This is a genomic window from Microbacterium jejuense (genome assembly GCF_039544225.1).
In the GTDB taxonomy this organism is placed as follows: Bacteria; Actinomycetota; Actinomycetes; order Actinomycetales; family Microbacteriaceae; genus Microbacterium; species Microbacterium jejuense.
On the sequence record NZ_BAABLG010000002.1, the window covers coordinates 41,946 to 66,020 of the forward strand.

Genomic DNA, 24,075 nt, shown 5'->3' on the forward strand with positions numbered 1-24,075 from the left:
CAGGTCCCCGCGTCCGCGTATCGCGCGACACGCGACAGGAAGCGTGCGTTGCCGGCGTCCGGTCGCGTTACCGTGGTCTGCATGGGCGGGCAGGTGCTAGGCGGAGGCGTCATCGTCCTCGTCGCCGCGGCGTTGTGGCTGGTGTATCTCCTGCCGACGTGGCACAGCAGGCGCCAGTACGACGCCGCCGAGCGCAATGCGGTCCGCCTCAATCAGGCGCTGCGCGTGCTCGCCGAGACCAGTGAGACTCCCGAAGAGGTGCGGCTCGAGCTCAACGCCCGCACCGCGGCCGCACAGCAGAAGCTCGCGAAGCGCGCTCTCGCCGAGCGCGAGCAGGCGGCGCTGGAGGGAGCGAGGGCAGACCTCGAGCGTGCGCGCACCGAGCGGGTCACCGCCGAAGCGGCCGCCCGCGTGGATCTCGAGCGCTCCCGGGCCGAGCGGGCTTCTGCCGAAGCCGACGCGCGCGCCCAGGTCGCTGCCGCCCGTTCGCTCCCCGCATCCCGTCGGGCACGTGCGCGCCGCCGGTTCCGGCTCGCCTCGACGTTCGTCGGAGTGCTCGGACTCGGGCTGGCCGCGTGGGGCGCGTTCGAGACTGTCACGAGCGGCGTGCAGACGCTGCTGTGGACGGGCGTCGGCCTGGCCGCGGCATCCCTTCTCGTCCTTCACCGGCTCTCACGGGTCGCGGCGCGCGCCGTCGCGCAGACGGCGGATGCGGCACCGCGGCGTGCTGCGACGGTGCAGGACGTCGAGCTCGAGGCCGAGCAGCGAGCGTGGGAGCCGCGCACGCTGCCGCAGCCGCTCACGGCGTCGGCGGGTTCGCGCGCAGCGGCCGTGCTGGACGCGCAGGCGGCGCGTGCGGCGCTGCGCCAGGCGGCTCTCGACGAGGCCATGCGGGTGCGCGCCGAGGAGCAGCGGCCGCCGTCGATCGACACCGCCCGCACCACGCGGACGGCGTCCTCCGGCGCCGACTACGCCCGCATGGGGTATGTCGACGACGCCGAGATCGAGGCTCACGTGCGCGACCTGCTGACCCGTCGCGCAGCGGGCGCGTGAGGCGCGCCCGGGACCCTCGGACGATTCGGAGCACGCCTCGAGCCGTGATAGTGTTTTCGAGGTTCACGGGCCTGTAGCGCAGTTGGTAGCGCGCCTCGTTCGCATCGAGGAGGTCAGGGGTTCGATTCCCCTCAGGTCCACCAGAACACCGAAGAGCCCGCCGGAATCCGGCGGGCTCTTCGTCATGTCAGACGGCCGTCAGGGGCGGCGGTGCGACAGAGGACTCGATGATGGAGACCCCGCGGCCGCGCAGACGCCGGCGCTCCTCTTCGAGCGAGGCCAGGAGCCGATCGCGGGTGCCGCGACTGTGCTCGACGACGAGCCGGCGCGCGTGCGCGGCGTCGCGGGCGGCGACCGCAGCGGCGATCCGCATGTGCTCGGCGCGCGCCTGCGCGCGCGACTCGGCGGTGCGCACCTCGAGCCAGCGCGTGCGGCTCAGGCGGGTCAGCGCGCCGGCCATCGCCTCGGCGAGGAACGGATTGCGTGAGAGGCGTGCCAGCGCGAGGTGGAAGTCGCTGCCGTCCTGCAGCCCGGCCTCTTCGTCGTCGTGGGTGTGGTGCGCCTGGGCGAGCGTGGCGAGCGCCACGAGCTCCGCGTCGTCGGCGCGGTCGACGGCGTGCTCGACGATCGCCGCCTCGACGGCCTCGCGGTATTCCATGACCGCGCGGATCTCGGTGAGGTCGATCGGCGTCACCTGCCACCCGCGCCCTTCGCGCTGCGTGAGCCCCTCGTTCTCGAGCCGCATCAACGCGGCGCGGATCGGCGTCCGCGAAGCGCCGAGCAGCGACTCGAGGCCGCGCTCGCTCAGTCGCTCGCCGGGCATCAGCTCCAGCGACAGGATCGCCGTGCGAAGCCGGTCGGACGGGCCGCCGTCGTGGGTGGCGTTCATGGCATCCTTTCTGGTGCACCGAAGTGGTATACCGTAATGGTACTCGATAGCGGTGAACGAAAGAAGGCTCATGTCGAACCCGGTGGTGGCGCAGCACAAGGCGACGCAGGAGGTCCGGACGCCGGCGAGGGCCTGGGTCATGCTCGCCCTCGGCGTCGCCGCACAGGCCGCCGGTACACTGCTCGTCTCGACGCCCGCCTACCTCATCCCGATGCTGCACGCCGAGGGGATGCCGCTTGCCCAGGCCGGGCTGCTCGCCTCCGCCCCCACCTTCGGCATGGTGCTCACGCTCGTCGCGTGGGGCGCCCTCGCCGACCGGTTCGGGGAGCGCTGGATCATCGCGGGCGGTCTCGCGCTCACCGCGCTGTTCGCGTTCGCGGCGCTGCCCGTCGACGGGTACGGCTGGCTCGCCGTCGTCCTGATGCTCGGCGGAGCCGCGTCGGCCAGCACCAACGCGGCCAGCGGCCGTGTGGTCGTCGGGTGGTTCCCGCGCCACCGTCGCGGCCTCGCGATGGGCATCCGGCAGATGTCGCAGCCGCTGGGCGTCGCGGTCGCGGCCGTGACCGTGCCGGCGCTGGCGTCGGGGTACGGGATCGCCGCGCCGTTCGTGCTCTCGGGGACGGCGGCGCTCGTCCTGGCCGGGCTGTGCGCGTGGGGCATCCGCAATCCGCCGCGCCCGAGCGCGCCCGCCGGTGCGCCGGCCGAAGCGCCCGCGAACCCGTATGCCCGCGACAGGTTCCTGCTGCGCATCCATCTCGTGTCGGCACTGCTGGTCTTCCCCCAGTTCACGCTGTCGACCTTCGGCCTGGTCTGGCTGACCGCGGGGATGGGATGGGATGCCGCGACTGCGGGGATGCTGGTGGCCGCATCCCAGTTCATCGGGGCGCTGGGCCGCATCGTGATCGGGCATCTCAGCGATCGCTGCGGCACGCGCATCGGGGTGCTGCGGTGGGTCGCCGTCGCCGGGGTGTTCGCGATGATCGTGCTCGGGATCGCCGGCGGGGCGCAGTGGGACGTCGTGGCCGCGGCGGTGTTCGTGATCGCCGCCACCATCAGCGTCGCCGACAACGGGCTGGCCTACACGTCCGTGGCGGAAGCCGCCGGATCGCGCTGGTCGGGCCGGGCGCTCGGCATCCAGAACACCGGGCAGTTCCTCAGCGCCTCGGCCGTCGGGCCCGTCGTCGGGGCGCTCATCACGGTGGTCGGCTATCCGCTGGCCTTCGGGCTGGTGGCGCTCACGCCACTGGTCTCGCTGGCGCTGCTGCCGCCGCGCGATCAGCATGCGGACGGGTAGCGCGCCGACTCAGCCGTCCTCGCCTGTCCATCCCTTGCGGCGGAAGAACAGCCACATGCCGCCCGCCGAGATCGCCATCGTGCCGAGGCCGAGGAGGAAGAACGCCCACGGGCCGGCGAACACGTGGGTGACCGCCCAGCCGAAGTTCATGCCGAAGAAGCCCGTGAGAAAGCTCAGCGGCAGGAAGATCGACGCGATGATCGCGAGCTGCTTGGAGGTCTCGCCCTGCCGGTTGGCGACCGTCGAGAGGTACAGGTCGGTGCAGCCGGTGACCATCTCGTGGTACGAGTCCAGCTCGTCGGTGATGCGGATCAGATGGTCGTAGATGTCGCGGAAGTAATCATGACTGTCGGCTTCGAGTCCGGCGAGATCGGCGATCACCTCGATCTCGCGCGCGAACACGTCGCGCATCGGCACGACGGCCTTGCGCAGCCGCAGCAGCAAGCGCTTGAGACGGAACGTCTCTTCGAGCTCGCGGCGTCCGCCGCCGGCGGTGATCGCGTCTTCGAGGTCGTTGATCTGCTCGTCGAGATCGGCGAGCATCGGGAAGTAGCTGTCGACGACCACGTCGATGATCTTGTAGACGTGGTACTGCTCGCTCTTGGGCGTCTTGGCATGCGAGAACAGCGGCGCGACGCGCTGCAGCTCGGGGTACGGCCGCTGATGCAGCGTGACGATGAAGTCGCCGCTCAGATGGCAGTGGATCTCTTCGAGCGGGTGCTCGTTGCGGTCCTCGGGCTGCGACGACACGGCGCCCTGCAGGACCAGGAGCGCCGTGTCGCCGTACGTGTCGAGCTTGGGACGCTGACCGAACGCGATGCTGTCTTCGACGGCGAGAGGATGCAGCCCCAGCAGCGTGCCGAGCCGCTTGACCTCGTCTGCGCCGAGGTCGGTGGCATCCAGCCAGAAGAACTCGTGGTCTGCACGCAGCTGCCCGATGAGCTCGTCATCGATCGACTCGAGGATGCGCATGGCTTCACCCTAGTGAGCCGCGGCGTTCCGGGCCGCGGGAGGCTCAGGCCTCGGTCGCGGCGCGGCGCAGCAGCGGCTTCGTCAGGACGAGCCCCAGCGCCACGACGCCGATCCCCGCGGCCAGCACCGCGGCGATGACGACCAGCGCGAGCGGCTGGACGAGCAGCGTGACGCCTGTGAGGGGGAGCATCACGACGGCGGCGATCGCGGCCGAGCCGACCGCGGTGATCCGCAGTGGCGACATGACCGCGCGGCGGCGCGCGGCATCCATCGTGCCTCCCGGCATGCCGAGCATGTCGAGCGAGCGATACAGGTCGCGGCGGTCGAGGATGCCCGCCGCCTGATTCACGCCGACGGAGCACGCGACCATGAGGAACGACCCGATGACCGTGATGAGGATGCCGGTGCGGATGTCGGTGAACAGCTGCGCCCCTTCGGCGTCCAGGCCCCCGTCTCCCGCCGTGAGGTCGATGAGCGCGACGCCGACGCCCGCGAACACGGCCATGAAGCTCGTCATCGCGACACCCGACACCTGGCGCCATGCAGCCTTGGGGGACTCCAGCACGGTGCGCGCGGCGAGCAGCATCGCGGGGCGGGCGGCACGGCGCGCCTGCCGCCGCGCGACGAGGCGGATGACCCACGGGCCGACCAGGTTCAGGACGGCGAGCGTCCCGCCGAACGCTGCGGCGAGGAACGCGATGAGCACCATCGCGCTGCCCGCGATCTGCAGCAGGCTCATCAGCCCGATCGACACGAGGACCACGACCACGGCGATGCCCGCGCGCACCCACGACAGCTTCGGGGCATCCTGACGGGTGCGCACGCCCAGCGGCGAGATGACGACCTGGCGCAGCCCGAGCACCGCGCTGACGGCGGCGAGCACCGCGATCCCGAGTACAGTCGCCGCGATCACCGGCAGTCCGAGCACGACGCCCTCGATGCCGAGCGGGGCACCACGGAACGGCACGAGAGCGAGCGCCGGCACGATCGCGAAGTAGCCGCCGACGCCCACGATCGCGCCCGCCAGTGCGAGCACCGTCGACTCGAGCACGGCCAGCGTCGAGACCGTCGCCGGCGTGGCGCCGAGCAGACGCAGCGTCGCGAGGCGATCGTCGCGGCGCCGCGCCGACAGACGTGCGGCCGCTCCGCCGAGCGAGGCCAGCGGCACGACCAGCAGCACGAGCGCGACGACGGCGAGCAGCTGATAGCTGAGCGCGATGTCGTCCGTCCAGGTCCAGAACGGCTGGGCGCCGCCCAGCACGGTGAGCAGCAGCGTCGTCACGATCGCGAACGCCGTGGCCGGGAGCACGAGGGTCGCCGTGCCCGAGGCGCCGGGTCGGGCCAGCAGCCACGCGACGCGCGCGATCATGCTGCGGCTCCGACGCGCTCGCCGATGATCCGCCCGTCGCGCACCTCGACGATGCGCGAGCAGCGGCCGGCGACCTCGGCGTCGTGGGTGACCATGACGAGCGTGCGTCCCTGGCCCGTCGTGGAGTGCAGGAGCGCACCGATCACGTCGGCGGAGGTCGCGGAGTCCAGCGCACCGGTCGGCTCATCGGCGAACACGACGGCCGCTCCGGTCACCTGCGCGCGGGCGATCGCGACGCGCTGCGCCTGGCCGCCGGAGAGCTGCCCGATGCGGCGGTCCTCCATGCCGGCCAGTCCCAGCGCGGCGAGCCAGCCGGCGGCGTGCGACGTGGCCTCACGCCGCGACGTGCCGTTGAGCATGAGGGCGAGGGCGACGTTCTCGATCGCGGTGAGCTCGGGGATCAGCAGCCCCTGCTGGAACACGAAGCCGAACTCCTCGCGCCGCAGCCGGGAGCGGTCGCGCTCGTTCAGCGCGTTCACCTGAACGCGACCGGCGCGGCCCTGGAACGCCACGGTTCCGGCGTCGGGGAGGGTGATGCCGGCGAGGCAGTGCAGCAGGGTCGTCTTGCCCGACCCCGAGGCGCCCATGATGGCGAGCGACTCGCCCGCGTGCACCGCGAGCGACACCCCCGCCAGCGCGTGCGTCGTACCGAACGTCTTCACGAGGCCTGTCGCCTCGATCACGAGAGAAGTCATGCTTCCACGGTGCCGCGCGACGGCGGTGCTGCGCGTCCGGCGTGAGAGGGACCTGTCGCGATCGCCGTCATCCTCGCGGATGATCCGCTGGTGAGTCCGTGGTCCCAGGCGTCGCGCCCACCATGCGGCAGAGGCCCGATCCGGACGGATCGGGCCTCTGCCGTCTGTTCGGCAGGACTCAGCCGGGCGTCGCCTCCGCGGCCGCCCGGGCTGCCGCGGGCAGCGCCGAGACGATGCGCGAGACGGCCGCGTCGTCGTGGGATGCCGACACGAACCACGCCTCGAAGACCGACGGCGGCAGCGACACGCCCTGCGCGAGCATCGCGCGGAAGAACGGCGGGTAGCGGAACGCCTCCTGCGCTTTCACGGTGTCGTAGTCGGTGGGCGCCTCTGCCGCGAACTGGATCGAGAAGAGGTTGCCCGAGCGCTGCAGCACGTGCGTCACGCCCGCCTCGGCGAGGGCGGATGCCGCGGCGTCCGCGATCGTCGCCGCGGCGGCGTCGATGCGGGCATAGGCGGCAGCGTCGAGGTGGTCGAGCGTGGCGCGCCCGGCGGCGACGGCGAGTGGATTGCCGCTCAGCGTGCCCGCCTGGTAGACGGGGCCGAGGGGCGCCAGCAGCTCCATGAGCGGCGCCGGGCCGCCGATCGCGGCGAGCGGCAGACCGCCGCCGACCACCTTGCCGAACGTGATGAGGTCGGGCGTGAACGGCACCGGGTCGATGCCGTACCAGCCGGCGGGGCCGACCCGGAAGCCGGTGAGCACCTCGTCGAGGATCAGCAGTGCCCCGTGCGCGTGGGCGATGTCGGCGAGCGCGGCGTTGAAGCCGCGCGCGGGCGGCACGATGCCCATGTTGGCGGGCGCCGCCTCGACGATGACGGCCGCGATGTCGTCGCCCCGGGCCGCGAACACCTCGCGCACCGCGTCGAGGTCGTTGTAGGGGATGACGAGCGTCTGCGCCGCGATGGCTGCGGGAACACCCGCGGAGCCGGGCATCGCGAGCGTCGCGACACCGGAGCCCGCCTCGGCCAGCAGTCCGTCGGAGTGGCCGTGGTAGTGCCCGGCGAACTTCACGACGAGGTCGCGGCCGGTCGCGCCGCGCGCCAGCCGGATCGCCGTCATCGTCGCCTCGGTGCCGGTCGACACGAGGCGCACCCGCTCGACGGGATTCGTGACGCCGTCTCGTGTCACGCGCGCGGCGATCAGCTCGGCGAGCTCGGTCTCGCCCGGGGTCGACGCACCGAAGCCGAGGCCGCGGGCCGCAGCATCCTGCACCGTCTTCACGACGGCCGGGTGCGCGTGCCCGAGGATCGCCGGCCCCCACGAGCCGACGAGGTCGACGTACTCGCGACCTTCGACGTCGGTGACGTACGGACCCGAGGCCGACACGAAGAACCGCGGCGTCTCGGCGACCGAGCCGAAGGCGCGCACCGGCGAGTTGACTCCGCCCGGCATGGCGCCGCGGGCGCGGTCGAATTCCTCAGCGTTGGTCGTCATCGGATCCACTCCGCAAGCTCCAGGGCCCAGTAGGTCAGCACCGCGTCGGCGCCGGCGCGGCGGATGCCCACCACCGACTCCTCGATCGCGCGGCGGCGGTCGATCCAGCCGTGGGCGGCGGCCGCCTCGATCATGGCGTACTCGCCCGACACCTGGTACGCCCACACCGGGACGGGGCTGGATGCCGCGGCATCCGCCAGCACGTCGAGATAGCTCATCGCGGGCTTGACCATGACGATGTCGGCGCCCTCGGCGATGTCGAGTTCGAGCTCGCGGGCACCCTCGCGACGGTTCGCGGGGTCCTGCTGATAGGTGCGGCGGTCGCCCACGAGCGAGGACTGCACGGCCTCGCGGAAGGGGCCGTAGAACGCCGAGGCGTACTTCGCGGCATACGCGAGGATCGGGGTGTTCGCGAACCCGGCGTCGTCGAGCGCGTGGCGCACGGCGGCGACCTGGCCGTCCATCATGCCCGACAGGCCCAGCAGCTGCGAGCCCGCCTCGGCCTGGGCGACGCCCATCTCGCGGTAGCGCTCCAGTGTGGCGTCGTTGTCGACGTAGCCGTTCGCGTCGAGCACGCCGCAGTGGCCGTGGTCGGTGAACTCGTCGAGGCACAGGTCGGTCTGCACGACGAGCGCGTCGCCGGCCTCGGCGACCGCGACGCGCGTCGCGACGTTGAGGATGCCGTCCGGATCGGTCGCACCGGATCCCACGGCGTCCTTGTGCTCCGGCACGCCGAACAGCATGATCCCGCCGATGCCGGCGGCCGCGGCATCCGCCACGACGCCCTTGAGCGAGTCGGTCGTGTGCTGCACGACGCCGGGCATCGATGAGATCGGCACCGGCGCGCCCGCGCCCTCTCGGACGAAGACGGGGAGGATCAGCTCGGCGGGGTGCAGGCGGGTCTCGGCGACGAGACGACGCATGGCGGGGGTCGCGCGCAGGCGGCGGGGGCGTTCCATCATCACGGGCGTTCTCCGGTCAGGTCGGCGGCGCCGGCGGCGAGCAGCTCGCGCGCGACGGCGCCGGCGATGTCGCGCGGGGCGTCGGCATCGGGCCACACCGCCGCGTGGGACGAGGTGAGGACGGTGGTGCCGTCGAGGCTGTACACGCTCGCCGACAGCAGCAGGAGGCCGGCGTCGACGACCGCGCGCGCGCCGACGGGCGCCGAGCAGCCGGCTTCGAGCAGGGCGAGCACCTCGCGCTCGGCCTCCACGGCGGCGCGGGTCTCGGCGTGGTCCAGCGCGCGGACGAGGTCCTCATCGCCGCGGCGCACTTCGACAGCCAGGGCTCCCTGCCCCGGCGCCGTGGGCCACGCGTCGGCGTCGAGGAACTCGGTCACGACGTCGGCGCGCCCGATGCGCCGCAGGCCCGCGGCGGCCAGGATGACGGCATCCAGCTCTCCGCTGGTCACCTTGCCGATGCGGGTGTCGACGTTGCCGCGGATGTCGACGACCTCGAGGTCGGGGCGACGCGCGCGCAGCTGGGCCATGCGGCGCGGCGAGCCGGTGCCGACGCGGGCGCCGGCCGGAAGCGCGTCCAGCGTCAGGCCGTCGCGGGCGACCAGCGCGTCGCGGGGGTCCTCGCGGGCCGGGATCGCGGCGACGACCAACCGCTCGTGGGGGGCGGTGGGCAGGTCCTTCAGTGAGTGGACGATCACGTCGCACTCGTCGGCCTCGAGCGCGTCGCGCAGGGCACCGGTGAACAGCCCCGTGCCGCCGGCACGCGACAGCGGCTCGTTGGAGCGATCGCCGTCGGTCGTGATCGTGACGATCTCGGTCGTGACTCCGGTGGCGTCGGCCAGGTCGTCGGCGAACATGCCGGTCTGAGCGAGTGCGAGCGTGCTGCCGCGCGTGCCGATCCTCAGCGCGTTCCCGGCCCGGGTGCTCACGCGAGCACCTCGGCGATCTCGTCGAGGCCGATGCGGCGTCCGGTGAAGAACGGCACCTCTTCGCGCACGTGACGGCGGGCCTCGGTCTGGCGGAGGTCGCGCATGAGGTCGACGAGCTCGACGAGCTCCGGGGCCTCCAGGGCCAGGATCCACTCGTAGTCGCCGAGGGCGAACGAGGCCACGGTGTTGCTCAGTACGGAACGGTGCGCCGCGCCCTTGCGGCCGTGGTCGGCGAGCATCTGCCGGCGCTCGTCGTCGGGAAGGATGTACCAGTCGTACGACCGCACGAACGGGTAGACGGTGAGCCACGCCTCGGGATCCTTGTCGCGCATGAACGCGGGCAGGTGGCTGGCCGAGAACTCGGCGTCGCGGTGCACGCCCATCGCGTTCCAGACCGGCAGCAGGCTCGCGAGCGGCTCGGCGCGGCGCAGCGTCCGCAGTGCGGACTGCAGCACCTCGGGGGCGATCCCGACGCCCGTGAGCCAGATCATGAGGTCGGCGTCGGCGCGCAGCCCCGACACGTCGTAGAACCCGCGCACGACGACACCCGAGGCCTCGACCTCGGCCACCGCGGCGGCCAGGTCGCCCGACGGTGCCGGACGCTGGGGGTCCCGCCGGAACACGGCCCACAGGGTGTAGCCGAGGGTGTCAGGAGAGGTCTGGGCCGGGGCATCCGTCATGACTTCCATCCTTTCACGCCTCGCTGAACGCCCTCTCCGGCAGCCCCTCCGAACCGCTGGGGGAGGCTGGAGCGTCAGCGGGCCAGCAGCTCTGCCGCCGTGCGTTCGGCGTGCGCCACGATGCCCGCGAGCCCCGAGCCCGCGACAGTCTCGCCCACGACTGCCAGGCCGCGGGGAGGAATGGATGCCGCACCCGGCCGCACCCAGGAGACATGCGCCGCGCCGACCACTGTCGGCAGGCGCACTCCGAGCAGCGCCTCGGCGTCGGCCCTGGCCGCGGCGACCGGGTCGGCGGGTGTCGCGTCGTACGACAGCCGGACGACGTGGCGCCCCGCAGCGGCCACGCGCAGCCAGTCCCACTTCGCGGTGGCGTGGGTGAGCGCGCGGGCGCCGACCGGTGCGCCCGCGGCCACGAGCAGGCCGGTGCCGCGGGGGGCGGCATCCAGCTCGTCCTGCTCGACGACCAGCGTGACGAGGTCGATGCGACGGCCGGGCGCGGCGGGAGCGCCGATGCCCGGCGCCGCGACGATCACCGTGCCGGCCAGGCGGGTCGGGTCGTCGACGCGCGTGCTCAGGCGCACCTCGCCGCCGAGGCGGGCGAAGTCGGCGGCGAGCGCCGGCACGATGCGGTTGACGCCGCCGCGGATGCCCGCGACCGCCGCACCCGGGGGCGCCGCGGCCCGCAGACGTGAGACGGCGCCGCCGAGCGACCCAGCCTCGAGGACGGCATCGGTCAGGCCGGGGTGCGCGCGGGCGACGGGCAGCTCGTCGGGATACTGCGAGTGCACGCCGTGCACGACGGGGGCGACGAGGCGATCGACCATCGCGTCGCCGTACCTCGACCGCACGAGAGCGCCCAGCGTCGCGGGCACCGGGCCGACGGGCAGGGCGTCGAGCGCGGCGGCGCTCTGCGCGGCCTCGCGTCCGACGACCCGCACGACGTCGGCGGCCTGCGGGTCGGCGGGGATGCCGAGGAGCGCCGTCGCCGGCAGCGGCACGGCGTCGCCCTCCATGGGCTGCAGCCAGGCGGGGCCGGGCGCGGGCGCGACGATGTCGTCCTGCAGGCCGAGCTCGCCCAGCAGCGCCGCCACGACGCCGCCGCGGACGGCGAAGCTCTCGGCCGCGGCATCCAGTCCGATCCCCGCGACCTCGTGACGCGCGACGGTGCCGCCCAGGCGATCGGATGCCTCGAACACCGTCACCCTGGCGCCCGCGGCGGCGAGCCGGCGCGCCACGACGAGCCCGCCGACACCGCCCCCGACGATCGAGAAGCCGGAGCCGACCGGGAAGCGGCCGGAGCGATCAGGCATGCGCGTGCACGAACTCCACGATGCGCGTGAGGACCGTCGGGTCGGTGTCGGGCGGGACGCCGTGCCCGAGGTTGAGCACGTGCGCCCGCGCGGCCCTGCCGCGCTCGAGCACGTCGACGATGTGCGCTTCGAGCACGGGCCATGGTGCACGCAGCAGTGCGGGGTCGATGTTGCCCTGCACCGTGACGCCCTGGCCGACGCGGCGCACGGCCTCGTCGAGCGGAAGGCGCCAGTCCACGCCGATCGCATCGACGCCGACGTCGCGCATGCGGGCGAGGAGCTCGCCTGTGCCGACCCCGAAGTGCACCAGGGGCACGTCGAGGTCGCGGACGGCGTCGAGCGCGAGCGCGGAGAAGGGGGCGACGTGGTCGGAGTAGTCGGCGAGGCTGAGCGAACCCGCCCACGAGTCGAACAGCTGGCCCGCCGACGCGCCGGCTTCGAGCTGGGCGCGCAGGAAGGCGCCGGTGATGCCCGCGCACCACGTGAGCAGCGCGGCCCAGGTGTCGGGGTCGGAGTGCATGAGTGCGCGCGTCTTCAGCTGCTCCTTGGACGGCCCGCCCTCGACGAGGTACGACGCGAGCGTGTACGGAGCACCGGCGAAGCCGATGAGCGGCGTGGTGCCGAGCTCTGCCACGGTGAGAGCGACGGCCTCGCGGATCGGCGCCAGCGACGCCGGGTCGAGCGGGGGGAGGGCGGCGACGTCGGCGGCGGTGCGCACGGGGTTCTCGAGCACCGGGCCGCGGCCGGCGACGATCCGCACGTCCACGCCCGACAGACGCACCGGGATCACGATGTCGCTGAAGAAGATGCCCGCGTCGACGCCGTGGCGGCGCACCGGCTGCAGCGTGATCTCACTGGCGAGCTCGGGGTTCAGGCACGCGTCGAGCATGTCGGTGCCGACGCGAAGCTCGCGGTACTCAGGCAGGGAGCGGCCGGCCTGACGCATGAACCAGACCGGCGTCACGGCGGGCCTTTCGCCGCGCAGTGCGCGTATCAGTGCGGGGGGATCGTTTCTCTGAACGACGGAAGGGTGAGAGTCATGCAACGTCACACGTTAAGATTAGGCACGTGCTCCTCTGTCTGACCGCGAACCATCGGAACGCGAGCCTCGACATCCTGGAGCGTCTCTCGGTGGGGGCGCCCACCGCGACGCGTGCGCTCGTCGAGCGCGAGCTGTTCGTCTCGGGCGCCGTCGTGCTCGCCACGTGCAGCCGGTTCGAGGCCTACCTCGACATCGATGAGCCGCTCACCGGTGGCGAGGCCGTGGCGGTCGAGTCCGTCGTCGAGGCCATGGCCGAGGCGTCCGACGTGAACCCCGACCTGCTGCGCGCGTCCGTCGCCGTGCACCAGGGAGCGGCCGCAGCCGCGCACCTCTTCGCCGTCACGAGCGGGCTGGAGTCCGTCGTCGTCGGCGAGGACGAGATCTCGGGCCAGGTGCGCCGTGCGCTCGACGCAGCCCGTGCGGACGGGCTCACGAGCGGCGAGCTGGAGCGGCTGTTCCAGAAGGCCACCCACACCAGCCGCGGCGTGCGCAACCGCACGCAGCTGCGCGGCGCCCACCGCTCACTCGTGCGTCTGGCCCTGGAGCTCGCGTCGAGCCGCGTCGCCGACTGGTCGGCCGCGCGCATCGTGCTCGTCGGCACCGGGCGTTATGCGGCCCGAACCGTCGACGCGCTGCGCGCCCGCGGAGCCGGCGACATCCACGTCTTCTCGCCCTCGGGCCGTGCCGAGGGCTTCGCGGTGCAGCGCGGACTGCTGCCGGTGGCCGACTTCGCCGCGGCAGTTGCACAGGCCGACGTCGTCATCACCTGCACGGCCGATGCGGTCGTGCACGCCGACGCGTTCGTGTCGGGCCGCCGCGTGCTGGTCATCGACCTCGGCCTGCCGCGCAACGTCGACCCCGCGGTCGGCGAGGTCGACGGGGTCGAGCTGCTCGATCTCGAGACCATCCGCCTGCACGCGCCGCTCGAGGAGTTCAGCGCCCACGCCGACGCCCGAGCCATCGTGGGCGATGCCGCGACCGAGTTCGCCGCCGACCGCGAGGTCGGTCCTGCGATCACGGCGCTGCGCGGCGAGGTGCTCAAGGTCGTCGACGACGAGATCGCCCGCGCGCGTGCGCGCGGCGCCGGCGATGACGTCGAGGCCGCACTGCGGCACCTGGCCGGCGTGCTGCTGCACAAGCCGTCGGTGCGCATGCGCGAGCTGGCCGTCGAAGGGCGTCTCGACGACGTCCACGGCGCGCTCGAACTGCTGCACGGCCTGTCTGTCGACGCCCCCGGCGCTGCCGAGGACGACGACGAGCTCTGGGCGACCGCGTAGTTCTTTGGCCGATGGGATGCCGGTGCCCCGGCTGTTCCGCATGCCTCGGTGTGACGGCATCCGGCTCCCTGCGTCCGCTGCGGAATGCGATGAGGCGCGGTCGGACAGGACGCGGTGCATCGAGTGTCAGAGAAGCTGCTGTCGCGTGCCCCGCGCGCGACGGCTTGTCGGACATGCACAGCCCGTGTCAGGGAACACTCTGGTCCGCGGTGGTCGGGGCGCGCGTTGTCGGACACGGCGGTGAGGGCGTCCGACATCGCGCGCAAGCACTCCGCAATCAACGCAAGAAACGAGCACATACACGCAAATGGGCTACGGATGCTTGAGAACTCGCGCGCTTCGCCTCTAGATTGAGCGCGAGCGGGCATCGTCGCCCGTCCCACCCCGGATGAAGCGAGTCGATGATGACACGACCCCGAACCCTCGCCGCGGCTGTGGCCGCGGCATCCCTCACCCTCGGCACGCTGGTGGCGGCACCGGCGGCCCTCGCCGCGCCGCCCGGCGGCAACGCCGCCGTGCCGGTCGTCACGCGCGCGGCACTCGATCCCGCACTCGTCGCCGGCCGTGGCGCGGACGTCGCCTTCCTCGAACAGGAGGCCGAGAACGCCGTCACCACCGGCACCGTCATCGGACTCGGTCGCGAGGCGTACACGATCGAGGCCGAGGCGTCGGGCCGCAAGGCCGTGCGGCTGACGCCGGGGCAGTACGTCGAGTTCACGCTGCCGGCCACCGCGAACGCGCTGACCGTGCGGTACAGCATCCCCGACGCACCGAACGGCGGCGGGCTCACCGCGCCGCTCACGGTCCAGGCCGGCAACCAGCGCACCACGATGCAGCTGACCTCGCAGTACTCGTACCTGTACAACCAGTACCCGTTCACCAACGACCCGAACGCCGGCCTGCTGCACGCGGACTGGTGGCTCGCCGAGTGCGGCTGCGTGCCACAGTTCGACCAGCCCGGGTTCGAGCCCACGAAGCCGTTCCGTCCGATGAAGTTCTACGACGAGCAGCGGCTGTTCCTGCTGAAGACGTACAAGGCGGGCGAGAAGATCCGCCTCACCGCGTCGTCGACCGTGCCGTGGACGGTGATCGACCTCGTCGACACCGAGCTGGTCGGCCTGCCGCACGTCAAGCTCAAGGCGTCGAACGTGCTGCTGTTCGGCGCGGATCCGACGGGGCACAAGGATTCGGCGCCGGCGATCGAGAAGGCGATCGCCGCAGCCAAGAAGCTGCGCCTCAGCGTCTACATCCCGCCGGGGACCTACCGCGTCGACCGTCACATCGTCGTCGACGGGGTCACGATCGAGGGCGCCGGCACCTGGTACACGAAGATCGTGGGCCGCGAGGTCGCGCTCGCCCAGCCCGCCGCGGACGGCTCGACGCACACCGGCGTGGGCTTCTACGGCAAGGATGCCGCCGACGGAGGCAGCACCGACGTCCACCTGTCGGGCTTCTCGATCGTCGGCGACGTTCGCGAACGCATCGACACCGACCAGGTCAACGCGATCGGCGGGGCGTTCCACGACTCGTCGTTCTCGGATCTGTACATCCAGCACACCAAGGTCGGCATGTGGTTCGACGGTCCGATGTCGAACGTCACCGTGGAGCGCAACATCATCGTCGACCAGATCGCCGATGCGCTGAACTTCCACATCGGCGTGACGGACTCGGTGGCGAGGCACAACTTCGTGCGCAACTCCGGCGACGACGGCCTGGCGATGTGGGCGGAGTCCCGGGGCGGCACGACGCTCACCAATGCCCGCAACACGTTCGAGCGCAACACCGTGCAGACGCCGAACCTCGCCAACGGCATCGCGATCTACGGCGGCACCGACAACACCGTGGCGGGCAACCTCGTCGCCGACACGATCCGCGAGGGCAGCGCGCTGCACGCCGGGTCGCGGTTCGGCGCGCACCCGTTCGCGGGCGCGCTGACGTTCCGCGACAACACCACGGTGCGCGCGGGCACGCGCGAGCTCAACTGGAACATCGGGCTCGGCTCGCTGTGGGTGTACGCCCTCGAAGGCTCGATCTCGGGCATCCACGTCACCGGCGACCACTACCTGGACAGCACGTACAACGCGATCATGCTGGTGTCGGAGTGGGGCGTGAAGGACCTCTACTCGATGACCGACGTGTCGTTCGCCGATGTGCGCGTCGACGGCACCGGCACGTCCGTGCTCAGTGCGCGGGTCAAGGGCGGGGCCTCGTTCCAGAACGTGGACGCGCGGGGCGTCGGCGCCGTGGGCATCAACAACTGCGGATCGTTCGGGTTCCCGTCCACCGGCTCGGAGTTCTCTGTCACCGACCTCGGTGGCAACGACGGGGGCGGTACGACGGGGCCGTGGCTGGCGGCGTGGGAGCTGCCGAACACCATCACGTGCGACGACCGGCCGCCGGTGGTCGCACCGCCGGCGCCGTCGCCGTGGCCGTGATCCGGCGCCCGTGAGGGAATGGATGCCGCCACCCGGCCGGGTGGCGGCATCCACCCTTCTGCGGCGGGTCATTCTAAAGAAGTCTTGCGAAAGAAGTCTTTAGAATCTACGCTGAGACGCATGACGGCTGAACGACGAGAGCGGATCACGGATCCTGAGCGGATCCGTGCCCTTGCGCATCCGGTGCGGATCGCGCTGCTGGACTACCTGAGCGATGTGACCGAGGCCACGGCGACCGAGTGCGCCGAGGCGCTGGGGGAGTCGCCGGCGAGCTGCTCGTTCCACCTGCGCACGCTGGAGAAGTACGGGTACATCGAGCGCGCCGAGCGCCGCGGGCGCGAGAAGCCGTGGCGGGTGCGGTCGGCCGACTTCGACATGCGTCCTGATCCCGCGCAGCCCGGCTCGCTGCGCGCCTTGCAGGCAGTCGCGTCGATCGGGCTGGAGTCCGAGTTCGTGCGCACAATGGACTGGTTCTCGCGCATCGACCGCGAGAGCGACGAATGGGTGCAGGCGACGACGTTCACGCGATCGTCGTTCTGGGCCACCGCCGAAGAGCTGGCGCAGCTGAGCCGCGACATCCAGGACCTCACCGACCGGTTCGCCGGGCGCCACGCGGATCCCTCGAAGCGGCCGGCGGGCGCACGGTTCTCGAAGTTCTTCGCGGTCGTCAACCCTGAGCCCGTGAGCCCCGGCCCCGTGACCCCCGGGCCGGTAACCTCCGAGCCGGAGGCTGACCGATGACCGGCCGCCTGCGGCTCCCGGTCGCCTGGTCCGCCCCGGGATTCCCGCGCCTGGCCGGCGCGTGGGTCGCCACCAACCTCGGCGACAGCGCCCTGTACCTCATGATCGCGGTGTGGGTGAAGGAGCTCACCGGCTCCGACGTGGCCGCCGGCTTCGTGTTCGTCGCCCTCGGCGTGCCCGCGATCCTCGCGCCGTTCATCGGCATGATGGCCGACCGGATGCCGCGCCGCCGCCTGCTCGTGATCAACAACGTCGCGCTGGTGCCGGTGCTGCTGTCGCTGCTGCTGGTCTCGGGCGCGGGCCAGCTGTGGCTCGTGTACGCGGTGGTCGTCGTCTACAGCGCGGCCGGGTATGTGACAGCCTCCGCGCAGTCGGGCATCATCCGCGCGATGCTGCGCGACGACCAGCTGGCGTCGGGCAACGGAATGCTCTCGACGATCGACAACGCGCTGCGGCTGGTCTCGCCGCTCATCGGCACCGCCCTGTACGTGTGGCTGGGCGCTCCGGCGGTGATCGTGATGACCGCCGCGTGCTTCGCCGTCGCGGCCGTGATCGTCGCGGGCCTTCCGGTCGGGGCTGCCGCGCCGGAGCGTGAGGCGGGCCGTGGCTACTTCCGCGAGCTGGCCGCCGGGTTCGAGCACCTCTTCGCGCCGCAGAGCCTGCGCGTGGTCACGATCGCCGTCGCGATCGGGTTCGGCGCGACCGGCCTGCTCAACATCGTCGTGTTCCCGGCGCTGGACGCGATGCAGGCGGACCCCGCCGCGATCGGCGTGCTCGTCCCCATCCAGGGGGCGGGTGCCGTGATCGGCGGACTGCTGTCGGCGACGCTCGTCACCCGCTGGGGCGAGGGACGCACCGCCGCGCTCGGCCTGCTGCTCGTGGCGGCCGGGAGCGTGCCGTTCGCGTTCGGCTCCGTGATCGCCGGCGGTGTCGGCATGTTCGTGCTGGGCCTGGGCATCCCGCCGACCGTGGTCGCCTTCGCGACGCTGCGCCAGCGCCTCACGCCCGATGCGCTGCAGGGCCGCACCGGGGCCGCGGGCAATGTCGTCATCAACCTGCCCCAGACGCTCGCGTCGGTCCTCGGTGCGGGACTGCTCGCGGTCGTCGACTTCCGGGTGCTGATCTGGGTCTCGGTCGCCGCCGTGGTGCTGGGCGCGGCGACGGCGCTGCTGGCGCGGCGCACGGCGCCACTGCCCGCCACGCCCGCCCTGCACTGACGCTCCACCGGCGCCGAGCCGTCGCGATGGTCGCACAGGCTCGCGAGTTGCGACACGTTGCGACGTCTCGCGGGCGAGGTGGGTCAGGCGGCGTCGACGGGCTCACGGTGATGCGGCTGGGGCGACGGGACGACCAGCCCCGTCGCCGGACCCGTGAGCGCGCGCAGGGCGTAGAGGATCGTCGCGAGGTCGACGCCCTCCTGTATCAACGCGCCCGCCACGGCCGGGATCACGCCGGTCGTCGCCACGAGCATCAGCCCGATGCTCAGCGCGATGCCGATCCAGATCGCGGTGTACGCGACGCGCAGCGTGTGGCGACCGATCGAGACGGCGTCGGCGATGCCCAGGAGCGAGTCCTTGAGGACGACGGCATCCGCGGCCTCACCGGCGGCGGTGGACCCCTTCGCGCCCATCGCGATGCCGATGTCGGCCGCCGCGAGCACCGGCGCGTCGTTGACGCCGTCGCCGACCATCATCACGGGACGCGGCCGCATCTGTGCGGCGAGGTGGACCTTCTCGGGCGGCAGCAGCTCGGCGTGCACATCGGTGATCCCGACACCCCGGGCCACGGCATCCGCCGTCGCCTGCGCGTCGCCGGTGAGCATCGCGATCCGCTCGACCCCGGTGTCGCGCAGCCACGCGACGACTGCGGCGGACTCGGGACGCGGATCGTCGGCCAGCACCAGGGTTCCCGCGAAGCGGCCGTCGACCGCGACATAGGCTGCCGCCTCACCCTCGCGGATGCTGCGCCGGACCGTGTCGGGCGCGAGCGAGGCGACATAGGCCGGCTTGCCTACCACGACGACCCGCCCGTCGATCTCGGCCGTGACCCCGTTGGTCGCCACCTCGTGCGCCTCGACGGCGGGATGCAGACGGATGCCGCGCGCCGCGGCCGCGCGTCGGATCCCGTCGGCGAGCACATGGCTGGAGTACTGCTCGGCCGAGGCAGCGAGCGTGAGCAGCTCGTCCTCGCCGAAGCCGGGCGCCGGTTCGACCGCCACCAGGTCGGGCCGCCCCTCGGTGAGCGTGCCGGTCTTGTCGAACGCGGCCGAGCGGATGCGGGCGAGCTGCTCGATGACCGCGCCGCCCTTGACGATGATGCCCGCCTTCGCCGCGCGCGACAGCCCGCCGAGGAACGCCACCGGAGCGGCGATCAGCAGCGGGCACGGCGTCGCGAGCACCAGCACCTCCGCGAACCGCGTCGGGTCGCCCGAGATCGCCCACGCGGCACCGGCGATGACGAGCGACACCGCCGTGAACGGGATCGCGAAGCGGTCGGCCAGCCGCACGGTGGGCGCCCGATCGTCCTGCGCCTGCTTCACCAGCTCGACGATCTGCTGGTACTGGCTGTCGGCGCTGCGCCGCAGCGCGCGGATGCGCACCGCGCGCGATCCGTTGACGGACCCCGACAGCACCTCGTCGCCCGCCGACCTGCTCACCGGCAGGCTCTCGCCGGTGAGCGACGACTCGTCGAACGAGCCGTCGTCGCTGAGCAGTGTGCCGTCGACCGGCACGATCTCGGCGGGCCTGACCAGAAGGACGTCGCCGACCCGTACGTCGGCGGCATCCGCATCCTGCACCTCGTCGCTGTCGGAGTGCGGGTGCACGAGCACGTGGGCCACCTGTGGCGAGCGATCCAGCAGCGATGTCAGTTCGCGCTTGGCACGACGGCTGGCGTAGTCCTCCAGCGCCTCGCCGCCCGACAGCATCAGCACGATCACGAGCGACGCCACGTACTCGCCGACCGCGAGCGTGGCGATCATCGCGACGACGGCGAGCACGTCGAGTCCCACATGCCCGCGCATCACGTCGCGCACCATCCCGATGAGCGTCCACGCGATGACCAGGCTGACGTAGACGATCGCGATCCACTTCGAGGTGCGCTCGTAGCCGGCAGCGCCGAGGGTCAGCACGGTGATGATGACGATGATCGTGAGCCACACGACGGAGAACCGCACGAACCAGCGGAGGAACCTCATGCCTCACACCATGGCACAGCGGTCGCGGCTGAGTCAGCCGGCCAGCTCGTGGAGGAGGAACGCCCCCAGGAACCCGATCGTCGCCCACAGCCCGGTCAGCGCCTGCTGCTCGTCGAACGCCTCGGGGATCATCGTGTTGCACACCATTGCGAGCAGGCCGCCCGCGGCGATCGTCGTGATGAGCGCGATGAGGTTCGCCGGAGCGGCCTGGAACGCCGCGAACCCCAGCATCGAGGCGGCCACCGTGATGAGGGCGATGCCGACCCACAGCAGCGCGACGAACCGCCCGCTGCTGCCGCCGCGCTTGAGGGCCGCCGTCGACCCCAGCCCTTCGGGGAAGTTGCTGATCGCGATCGCCGCCACGATCGGGATGCTGATGCCGCCCTGCAGCACCGACAGGCCCATCACGATGGATTCCGGGATGCCGTCGATGAGCGCCCCGATCGCGATCACGAGCCCGGCGCCGGCGGCAGCACCGCCCGCGCCGGCGCGCCGGGCGACGATGCTCGCGCTGCCGTCGCCGTCGACCCCGGCGACGGGCTTGCGCTTCTTCGGTCTCGACACCAGCTGGTCCGCGACGATGTAGAGGATCGCGCCGCCGAGGAAGCCCACCGTCGTCGGGACGAGGCCGCCGTCGTCGGCCGCCTCCTCGACGAGCTCGAATGCGAGCGTCGAGATCAGCACGCCGGCGCCGAGAGCCATGATCCCGGCGACGACCCGTTGCGGGATGTCGACGAACCATGCCACACCGGCGCCGACGAGCAGCGTCCCGCCGCCGATGATGCCGCTCAGCGCGGCGAGCCAGAGCCCTTCCATGGCGCCAACCTAGCGGCGGACGGACGGGATGCCCCGGCGAAACGCATTCGCCGGGGCATCCCTTGGATCAGTGCCGGGTCAGACGGCCGCGCTCTCGCGCGCCCGCAGGTCCTTGCGCAGGATCTTGCCGGCGCTGGACTTCGGGATGGCATCGATGAACTCGACACGGCGCACCTTCTTGTGCGGTGCGACCTGCTCGGCGACAAACACCATGACCTCGTCCTCGGTGAGCCCGGAGTCGGGGGCGGCGACGATGAAGGCCTTCGGGATCTCTTGCTTGTCGTCGTCGAGCACGCCGATGACTGCCGCATCCATCACCTTCGGGTGGCCCAGCAGCAGCGCCTCGAGTTCGGCGGGAGCGATCTGGTAGCCCTTGTACTTGATCAGCTCCTTCACCCGGTCGACGATCGAGAAGTAGCCGCCCTCGTGGTAGACCGCGACGTCGCCGGTGTGCAGGAACCCGTCGGCGTCGAGGGTCTCGGCTGTCGCCTCGGGCTTGTTGAGGTAGCCGAGCATGACGTTCGGGCCCGCGACCCACAGCTCGCCCGGCTTGGTCACGCCGTCGGGGCCGATCTCGGTGATCTCTTCACCCGTCTCGGTGTCGACGAGCTTGTTGAGCGTGTTGGGCAGCATGCCGCCGACCGAGCTGACCGGCTCGTCGTCGCGGCCGTAGTACATCGCGTGCGACACCGGGCTCAGCTCGCTCATGCCGTAGCCCTGCAGCATGCGCGCGTGGATGCGGCGGCCGGCGATCTCGGCCGTCTCGCCGTCGAGCGGCGCCGCCCCCGAGAACACCGTGTGCACGCTGGAGATGTCGAACTGGTCGACGATCGGGTGCTTGGCCAGCGCGACGGCGATCGGCGGCGCGATGTACAGGTACGTGCACTGGTACTTCTGGATGTTCGTGAGGAACTCGACGAGGTCGAACTTCGGCATCGTCACCAGGCTCGCCCGCTTGCGCAGCGCGAGGTTCAGCAGCACCGTCATGCCGTAGATGTGGAAGAACGGCAGCACCGCGAGGACACGGTCCGAGCTGTCGAGGTTCATGTTCGGCACGCACTGCGCCACATTGGCGACGAGGTTGCGGTGCGACAGCATGACGCCCTTGGGGATGCCGGTCGTGCCCGACGAGTACGGCAGGACCGCGACGTGCGTCGCCGGGTCGAACGACACCGCGGGCGCGGGAGAGCCCTCGGTGAGCAGCTCGCGCAGATTCGGGTGACCGGCCGCACCGTCCAGCACGATCACGCGCTCGTGAGGGATGCCGACCGCCTCGGCCGCGGTCGTGGCCTGGGGGAGGAGGGGGCTGACCGTCACGAGCCAGGTGGCCCCGGCATCCCGCAGCTGCTTCTCGATCTCGCCCGCGGTGTACAGCGAGTTGATCGTCGTCACCGTCGCGCCCGCGCGCAGGATGCCGTGGAACACCGTCGCGAACGCCGGCACGTTCGGGCACAGCAGGCCCAGCACGGTGTCGAGGCCGACCCCGCGGGCCGCCAGCGCGCCGGCGAACAGGTCGATCTGCATGCGCAGCGCGCCGTACGTCGTCTCGGCGCCGGTGGCAGGGTCCACGAGGGCGACGCGGCCGAGGTCGTCGTCCGTCAGCGTCGCGAACAGGTAGTCGTAGACGCTGAGTTCGGGGATCTCGACATCGGGGTGGGTACTGGTGAACACCGGATCTCCTTTGATCGGTAGCCGTCGCACGGCGCGGGTTGCGCCCATCATGCCACCTCGCGCCGAAGATGTGGAACCGGATTCCGGTGCCTGTGGAACGCAGTCTCAGGCGAGTACGGCCTGCCGCCCTCCCGCGGCGAGACGCTCGGCGGCCAGACCCTCCGCGGCCTCCAGCGGCGTGACGCCCCGTGCCTCGGCCTCGTCGAGGATGCGGCGCACGGTGTCGCCGATGCGCGCGACGCGGCCCATGATCTCGGCGCGCGTGCCCAGCTGCTTGGCCTCGAGGTCGAGGTAGATCACGCCGCCCGCATTGACGACGAAGTCGGGCGCGTAGAGGATGCCGCGCCCGGCGAGCCGCGCCGCGCCGCCGTGCTCGGCGAGCGGGTTGTTCGCCGGGCCGCACACCGCCTTCGCGTCGAGTGCGTCGATGACGTCGTCGGTGAGCAGGCCGCCGATGCCGGCGGGCACGAACACATCGGCGGGGACCAGGTGCTCCGATCCCGGCTCGGCCCACGCGGCGCCGAGCTCGACCGCGAGGTCGCGCTTGGCAGGGTTGACGTCGGTCACGGTGAGCTGCGCGCCCTCGGCCGACAGGCGCACCGCGAGGCGGCTGCCCACCTGGCCGAGGCCCGAGATCGTGATGCGGCGGCCGGCGACGTCGCCGGTGCCCGCGACGCGCTCCAGCGTCGCCCGCAGCGACTCGTACACGCCGAGGCTCGTCGGCCCTGCCGGCTCGCCCGATCCGCCCACGGCGTCGGGCAGACCCACGACGTGCTCGGTGCGCTCGCTCACGACGAGCATGTCGTCGGTGGTCGAGCCGACGTCCTCGGCCGTGCGGTACAGGCCGTGCAGCGACTCGACAGCGTCGCCGAGGTCGAGGAACGCCGCGCGACGGCGCTCGGAGTCCAGCACGGTGCCCGGCGGCAGCGCGATGACGGCCTTGCCGCCACCGGCGTCCAGACCGGCTGCCGCGTTCTTGAGCGTCATCGCCGCCGACAGCCGCAGGGCGTCGCCGAGGGCATCGCTCCAGTGCGGGTACGACCACAGCCGTGCCCCGCCGAGCGCGGAGCCCAGCACGGAGGAGTGCAGCGCCACGGTGAGGAACAGGCCGCTGCGTCGCCCGGTGATCACCTCCACCCGTTCGTGCGCGAAATCGGGCAGTGGAAGGGTGGTGTGCGTCATTGCGTGCTTCCTTCGGCGGGCTTCGTGGGCCGCTGGTGGGTGCTGCGGATGCGGGTGGCGCGGCGCAGCG

Annotated in this window: 20 protein-coding genes and 1 tRNA gene; 7 read left to right on the forward strand and 14 right to left on the reverse strand. The window is 72.2% G+C overall.

Annotated features, from left to right (window positions below; translation table 11 throughout):
• Positions 1–81 precede the first annotated feature (81 nt).
• Together ABEA46_RS02575 and ABEA46_RS02580 are read left to right on the forward strand one after the other, a co-directional pair.
• Positions 82–1,053, forward strand: coding sequence for a large exoprotein (locus ABEA46_RS02575; protein ID WP_345542785.1), 972 nt, complete (start codon positions 82–84; stop codon positions 1,051–1,053).
• Between the two features lie 67 nt (positions 1,054–1,120).
• Positions 1,121–1,196, forward strand: a tRNA-Ala gene (locus ABEA46_RS02580).
• A 44-nt stretch (positions 1,197–1,240) separates the two neighbouring features.
• On the opposite strand, the gene ABEA46_RS02585 is transcribed toward ABEA46_RS02580, so the two are convergent.
• A complete protein-coding gene (locus ABEA46_RS02585) occupies positions 1,241–1,942 on the reverse strand; it encodes a GntR family transcriptional regulator (protein WP_345542786.1) in 702 nt (233 codons plus the stop codon).
• A 70-nt stretch (positions 1,943–2,012) separates the two neighbouring features.
• Here ABEA46_RS02585 and ABEA46_RS02590 point away from each other — a divergent pair, with 70 nt between their 5' ends.
• Entirely contained in the window at positions 2,013–3,236 is a 1,224-nt protein-coding gene (locus tag ABEA46_RS02590; protein ID WP_345542787.1) for an MFS transporter, read from the forward strand.
• Between the two features lie 9 nt (positions 3,237–3,245).
• Here ABEA46_RS02590 and ABEA46_RS02595 read toward each other — a convergent pair whose 3' ends face one another.
• The 9 genes from ABEA46_RS02595 to hemE form a co-directional block, all read right to left on the reverse strand.
• The gene (locus ABEA46_RS02595) at positions 3,246–4,208 is read right to left on the reverse strand and encodes a magnesium transporter CorA family protein (RefSeq protein ID WP_345542788.1); all 963 of its coding nucleotides are present in this window, start codon (positions 4,206–4,208) and stop codon (positions 3,246–3,248) included.
• A gap of 43 nt (positions 4,209–4,251) precedes the next feature.
• The gene (locus tag ABEA46_RS02600; RefSeq protein ID WP_345542789.1) at positions 4,252–5,577 is read right to left on the reverse strand and encodes an FtsX-like permease family protein; all 1,326 of its coding nucleotides are present in this window, start codon (positions 5,575–5,577) and stop codon (positions 4,252–4,254) included.
• Positions 5,574–6,272, reverse strand: coding sequence for an ABC transporter ATP-binding protein (locus ABEA46_RS02605; protein WP_345542790.1), 699 nt, complete (start codon positions 6,270–6,272; stop codon positions 5,574–5,576). Before ABEA46_RS02605 ends, ABEA46_RS02600 begins: the two co-directional genes overlap by 4 nt.
• Positions 6,273–6,450: 178 nt before the next feature.
• Positions 6,451–7,767, reverse strand: a complete 1,317-nt coding sequence (gene hemL / locus ABEA46_RS02610; protein ID WP_345542791.1) for a glutamate-1-semialdehyde 2,1-aminomutase — start codon at positions 7,765–7,767, stop codon at positions 6,451–6,453.
• The gene (gene hemB, locus ABEA46_RS02615; protein ID WP_345542792.1) at positions 7,764–8,729 is read right to left on the reverse strand and encodes a porphobilinogen synthase; all 966 of its coding nucleotides are present in this window, start codon (positions 8,727–8,729) and stop codon (positions 7,764–7,766) included. The genes hemL and hemB overlap by 4 nt, the downstream gene beginning before the upstream one ends.
• On the reverse strand, positions 8,729–9,655 hold the full coding sequence (gene hemC / locus ABEA46_RS02620) for a hydroxymethylbilane synthase (protein ID WP_345542793.1): 927 nt from the start codon (positions 9,653–9,655) through the stop codon (positions 8,729–8,731). Before hemC ends, hemB begins: the two co-directional genes overlap by 1 nt.
• On the reverse strand, positions 9,652–10,344 hold the full coding sequence (gene hemQ, locus ABEA46_RS02625) for a hydrogen peroxide-dependent heme synthase (protein WP_425563148.1): 693 nt from the start codon (positions 10,342–10,344) through the stop codon (positions 9,652–9,654). The genes hemC and hemQ overlap by 4 nt, the downstream gene beginning before the upstream one ends.
• 65 nt (positions 10,345–10,409) lie before the next feature.
• Positions 10,410–11,645, reverse strand: a complete 1,236-nt coding sequence (locus ABEA46_RS02630; RefSeq protein ID WP_345542797.1) for a protoporphyrinogen/coproporphyrinogen oxidase — start codon at positions 11,643–11,645, stop codon at positions 10,410–10,412.
• Complete coding sequence (gene hemE, locus ABEA46_RS02635) at positions 11,638–12,696, reverse strand: uroporphyrinogen decarboxylase (RefSeq protein ID WP_425563149.1); 1,059 nt, start codon at positions 12,694–12,696, stop codon at positions 11,638–11,640. The genes ABEA46_RS02630 and hemE overlap by 8 nt, the downstream gene beginning before the upstream one ends.
• A 17-nt stretch (positions 12,697–12,713) precedes the next feature.
• On the opposite strand from hemE, the gene ABEA46_RS02640 reads away from it, so the two are divergent.
• From ABEA46_RS02640 to ABEA46_RS02655, 4 genes are all read left to right on the forward strand, one after another.
• On the forward strand, positions 12,714–13,964 hold the full coding sequence (locus ABEA46_RS02640) for a glutamyl-tRNA reductase (protein ID WP_345542798.1): 1,251 nt from the start codon (positions 12,714–12,716) through the stop codon (positions 13,962–13,964).
• A gap of 404 nt (positions 13,965–14,368) precedes the next feature.
• The gene (locus ABEA46_RS02645; RefSeq protein ID WP_345542799.1) at positions 14,369–16,399 is read left to right on the forward strand and encodes a glycosyl hydrolase family 28-related protein; all 2,031 of its coding nucleotides are present in this window, start codon (positions 14,369–14,371) and stop codon (positions 16,397–16,399) included.
• A 120-nt stretch (positions 16,400–16,519) separates the two neighbouring features.
• The gene (locus ABEA46_RS02650) at positions 16,520–17,140 is read left to right on the forward strand and encodes an ArsR/SmtB family transcription factor (RefSeq protein ID WP_345542800.1); all 621 of its coding nucleotides are present in this window, start codon (positions 16,520–16,522) and stop codon (positions 17,138–17,140) included.
• Entirely contained in the window at positions 17,137–18,357 is a 1,221-nt protein-coding gene (locus ABEA46_RS02655) for an MFS transporter (RefSeq protein WP_345542802.1), read from the forward strand. Before ABEA46_RS02650 ends, ABEA46_RS02655 begins: the two co-directional genes overlap by 4 nt.
• Before the next feature lie 83 nt (positions 18,358–18,440).
• On the opposite strand, the gene ABEA46_RS02660 is transcribed toward ABEA46_RS02655, so the two are convergent.
• The 4 genes from ABEA46_RS02660 to ABEA46_RS02675 all read right to left on the reverse strand — a co-directional run bounded on the left by ABEA46_RS02660 (position 18,441) and on the right by ABEA46_RS02675 (position 24,005).
• Positions 18,441–20,336, reverse strand: coding sequence for a heavy metal translocating P-type ATPase (locus ABEA46_RS02660; RefSeq protein ID WP_345542803.1), 1,896 nt, complete (start codon positions 20,334–20,336; stop codon positions 18,441–18,443).
• A 33-nt stretch (positions 20,337–20,369) separates the two neighbouring features.
• Positions 20,370–21,152 carry a ZIP family metal transporter gene (locus ABEA46_RS02665; RefSeq protein ID WP_345542804.1) on the reverse strand — a complete coding sequence of 261 codons (783 nt, stop codon included), beginning with the start codon at positions 21,150–21,152 and terminating at the stop codon, positions 20,370–20,372.
• Between the two features lie 78 nt (positions 21,153–21,230).
• The gene (locus tag ABEA46_RS02670) at positions 21,231–22,823 is read right to left on the reverse strand and encodes an AMP-binding protein (RefSeq protein WP_345542806.1); all 1,593 of its coding nucleotides are present in this window, start codon (positions 22,821–22,823) and stop codon (positions 21,231–21,233) included.
• Between the two features lie 105 nt (positions 22,824–22,928).
• The gene (locus ABEA46_RS02675; protein ID WP_345542807.1) at positions 22,929–24,005 is read right to left on the reverse strand and encodes a Glu/Leu/Phe/Val dehydrogenase family protein; all 1,077 of its coding nucleotides are present in this window, start codon (positions 24,003–24,005) and stop codon (positions 22,929–22,931) included.
• Between the last annotated feature and the right edge of the window lie 70 nt (positions 24,006–24,075).

Excerpts from the sequence above, each read along its gene's own strand:
- ABEA46_RS02575 (WP_345542785.1), top strand. The coding sequence starts at position 82 with ATGGGCGGGCAGGTGCTAGGCGGAGGCGTCATCGTCCTCGTCGCCGCG.
- ABEA46_RS02585 (WP_345542786.1), bottom strand. The coding sequence starts at position 1,942 with ATGAACGCCACCCACGACGGCGGCCCGTCCGACCGGCTTCGCACGGCG.
- ABEA46_RS02590 (WP_345542787.1), top strand. The coding sequence starts at position 2,013 with ATGTCGAACCCGGTGGTGGCGCAGCACAAGGCGACGCAGGAGGTCCGG.
- ABEA46_RS02595 (WP_345542788.1), bottom strand. The coding sequence starts at position 4,208 with ATGCGCATCCTCGAGTCGATCGATGACGAGCTCATCGGGCAGCTGCGT.
- ABEA46_RS02600 (WP_345542789.1), bottom strand. The coding sequence starts at position 5,577 with ATGATCGCGCGCGTCGCGTGGCTGCTGGCCCGACCCGGCGCCTCGGGC.
- ABEA46_RS02605 (WP_345542790.1), bottom strand. The coding sequence starts at position 6,272 with ATGACTTCTCTCGTGATCGAGGCGACAGGCCTCGTGAAGACGTTCGGT.
- hemL (WP_345542791.1), bottom strand. The coding sequence starts at position 7,767 with ATGACGACCAACGCTGAGGAATTCGACCGCGCCCGCGGCGCCATGCCG.
- hemB (WP_345542792.1), bottom strand. The coding sequence starts at position 8,729 with ATGATGGAACGCCCCCGCCGCCTGCGCGCGACCCCCGCCATGCGTCGT.
- hemQ (WP_425563148.1), bottom strand. The coding sequence starts at position 10,344 with ATGGAAGTCATGACGGATGCCCCGGCCCAGACCTCTCCTGACACCCTC.
- ABEA46_RS02630 (WP_345542797.1), bottom strand. The coding sequence starts at position 11,645 with ATGCCTGATCGCTCCGGCCGCTTCCCGGTCGGCTCCGGCTTCTCGATC.
- ABEA46_RS02645 (WP_345542799.1), top strand. The coding sequence starts at position 14,369 with ATGACACGACCCCGAACCCTCGCCGCGGCTGTGGCCGCGGCATCCCTC.
- ABEA46_RS02650 (WP_345542800.1), top strand. The coding sequence starts at position 16,520 with ATGACGGCTGAACGACGAGAGCGGATCACGGATCCTGAGCGGATCCGT.
- ABEA46_RS02655 (WP_345542802.1), top strand. The coding sequence starts at position 17,137 with ATGACCGGCCGCCTGCGGCTCCCGGTCGCCTGGTCCGCCCCGGGATTC.
- ABEA46_RS02660 (WP_345542803.1), bottom strand. The coding sequence starts at position 20,336 with ATGAGGTTCCTCCGCTGGTTCGTGCGGTTCTCCGTCGTGTGGCTCACG.
- ABEA46_RS02665 (WP_345542804.1), bottom strand. The coding sequence starts at position 21,152 with ATGGAAGGGCTCTGGCTCGCCGCGCTGAGCGGCATCATCGGCGGCGGG.
- ABEA46_RS02675 (WP_345542807.1), bottom strand. The coding sequence starts at position 24,005 with ATGACGCACACCACCCTTCCACTGCCCGATTTCGCGCACGAACGGGTG.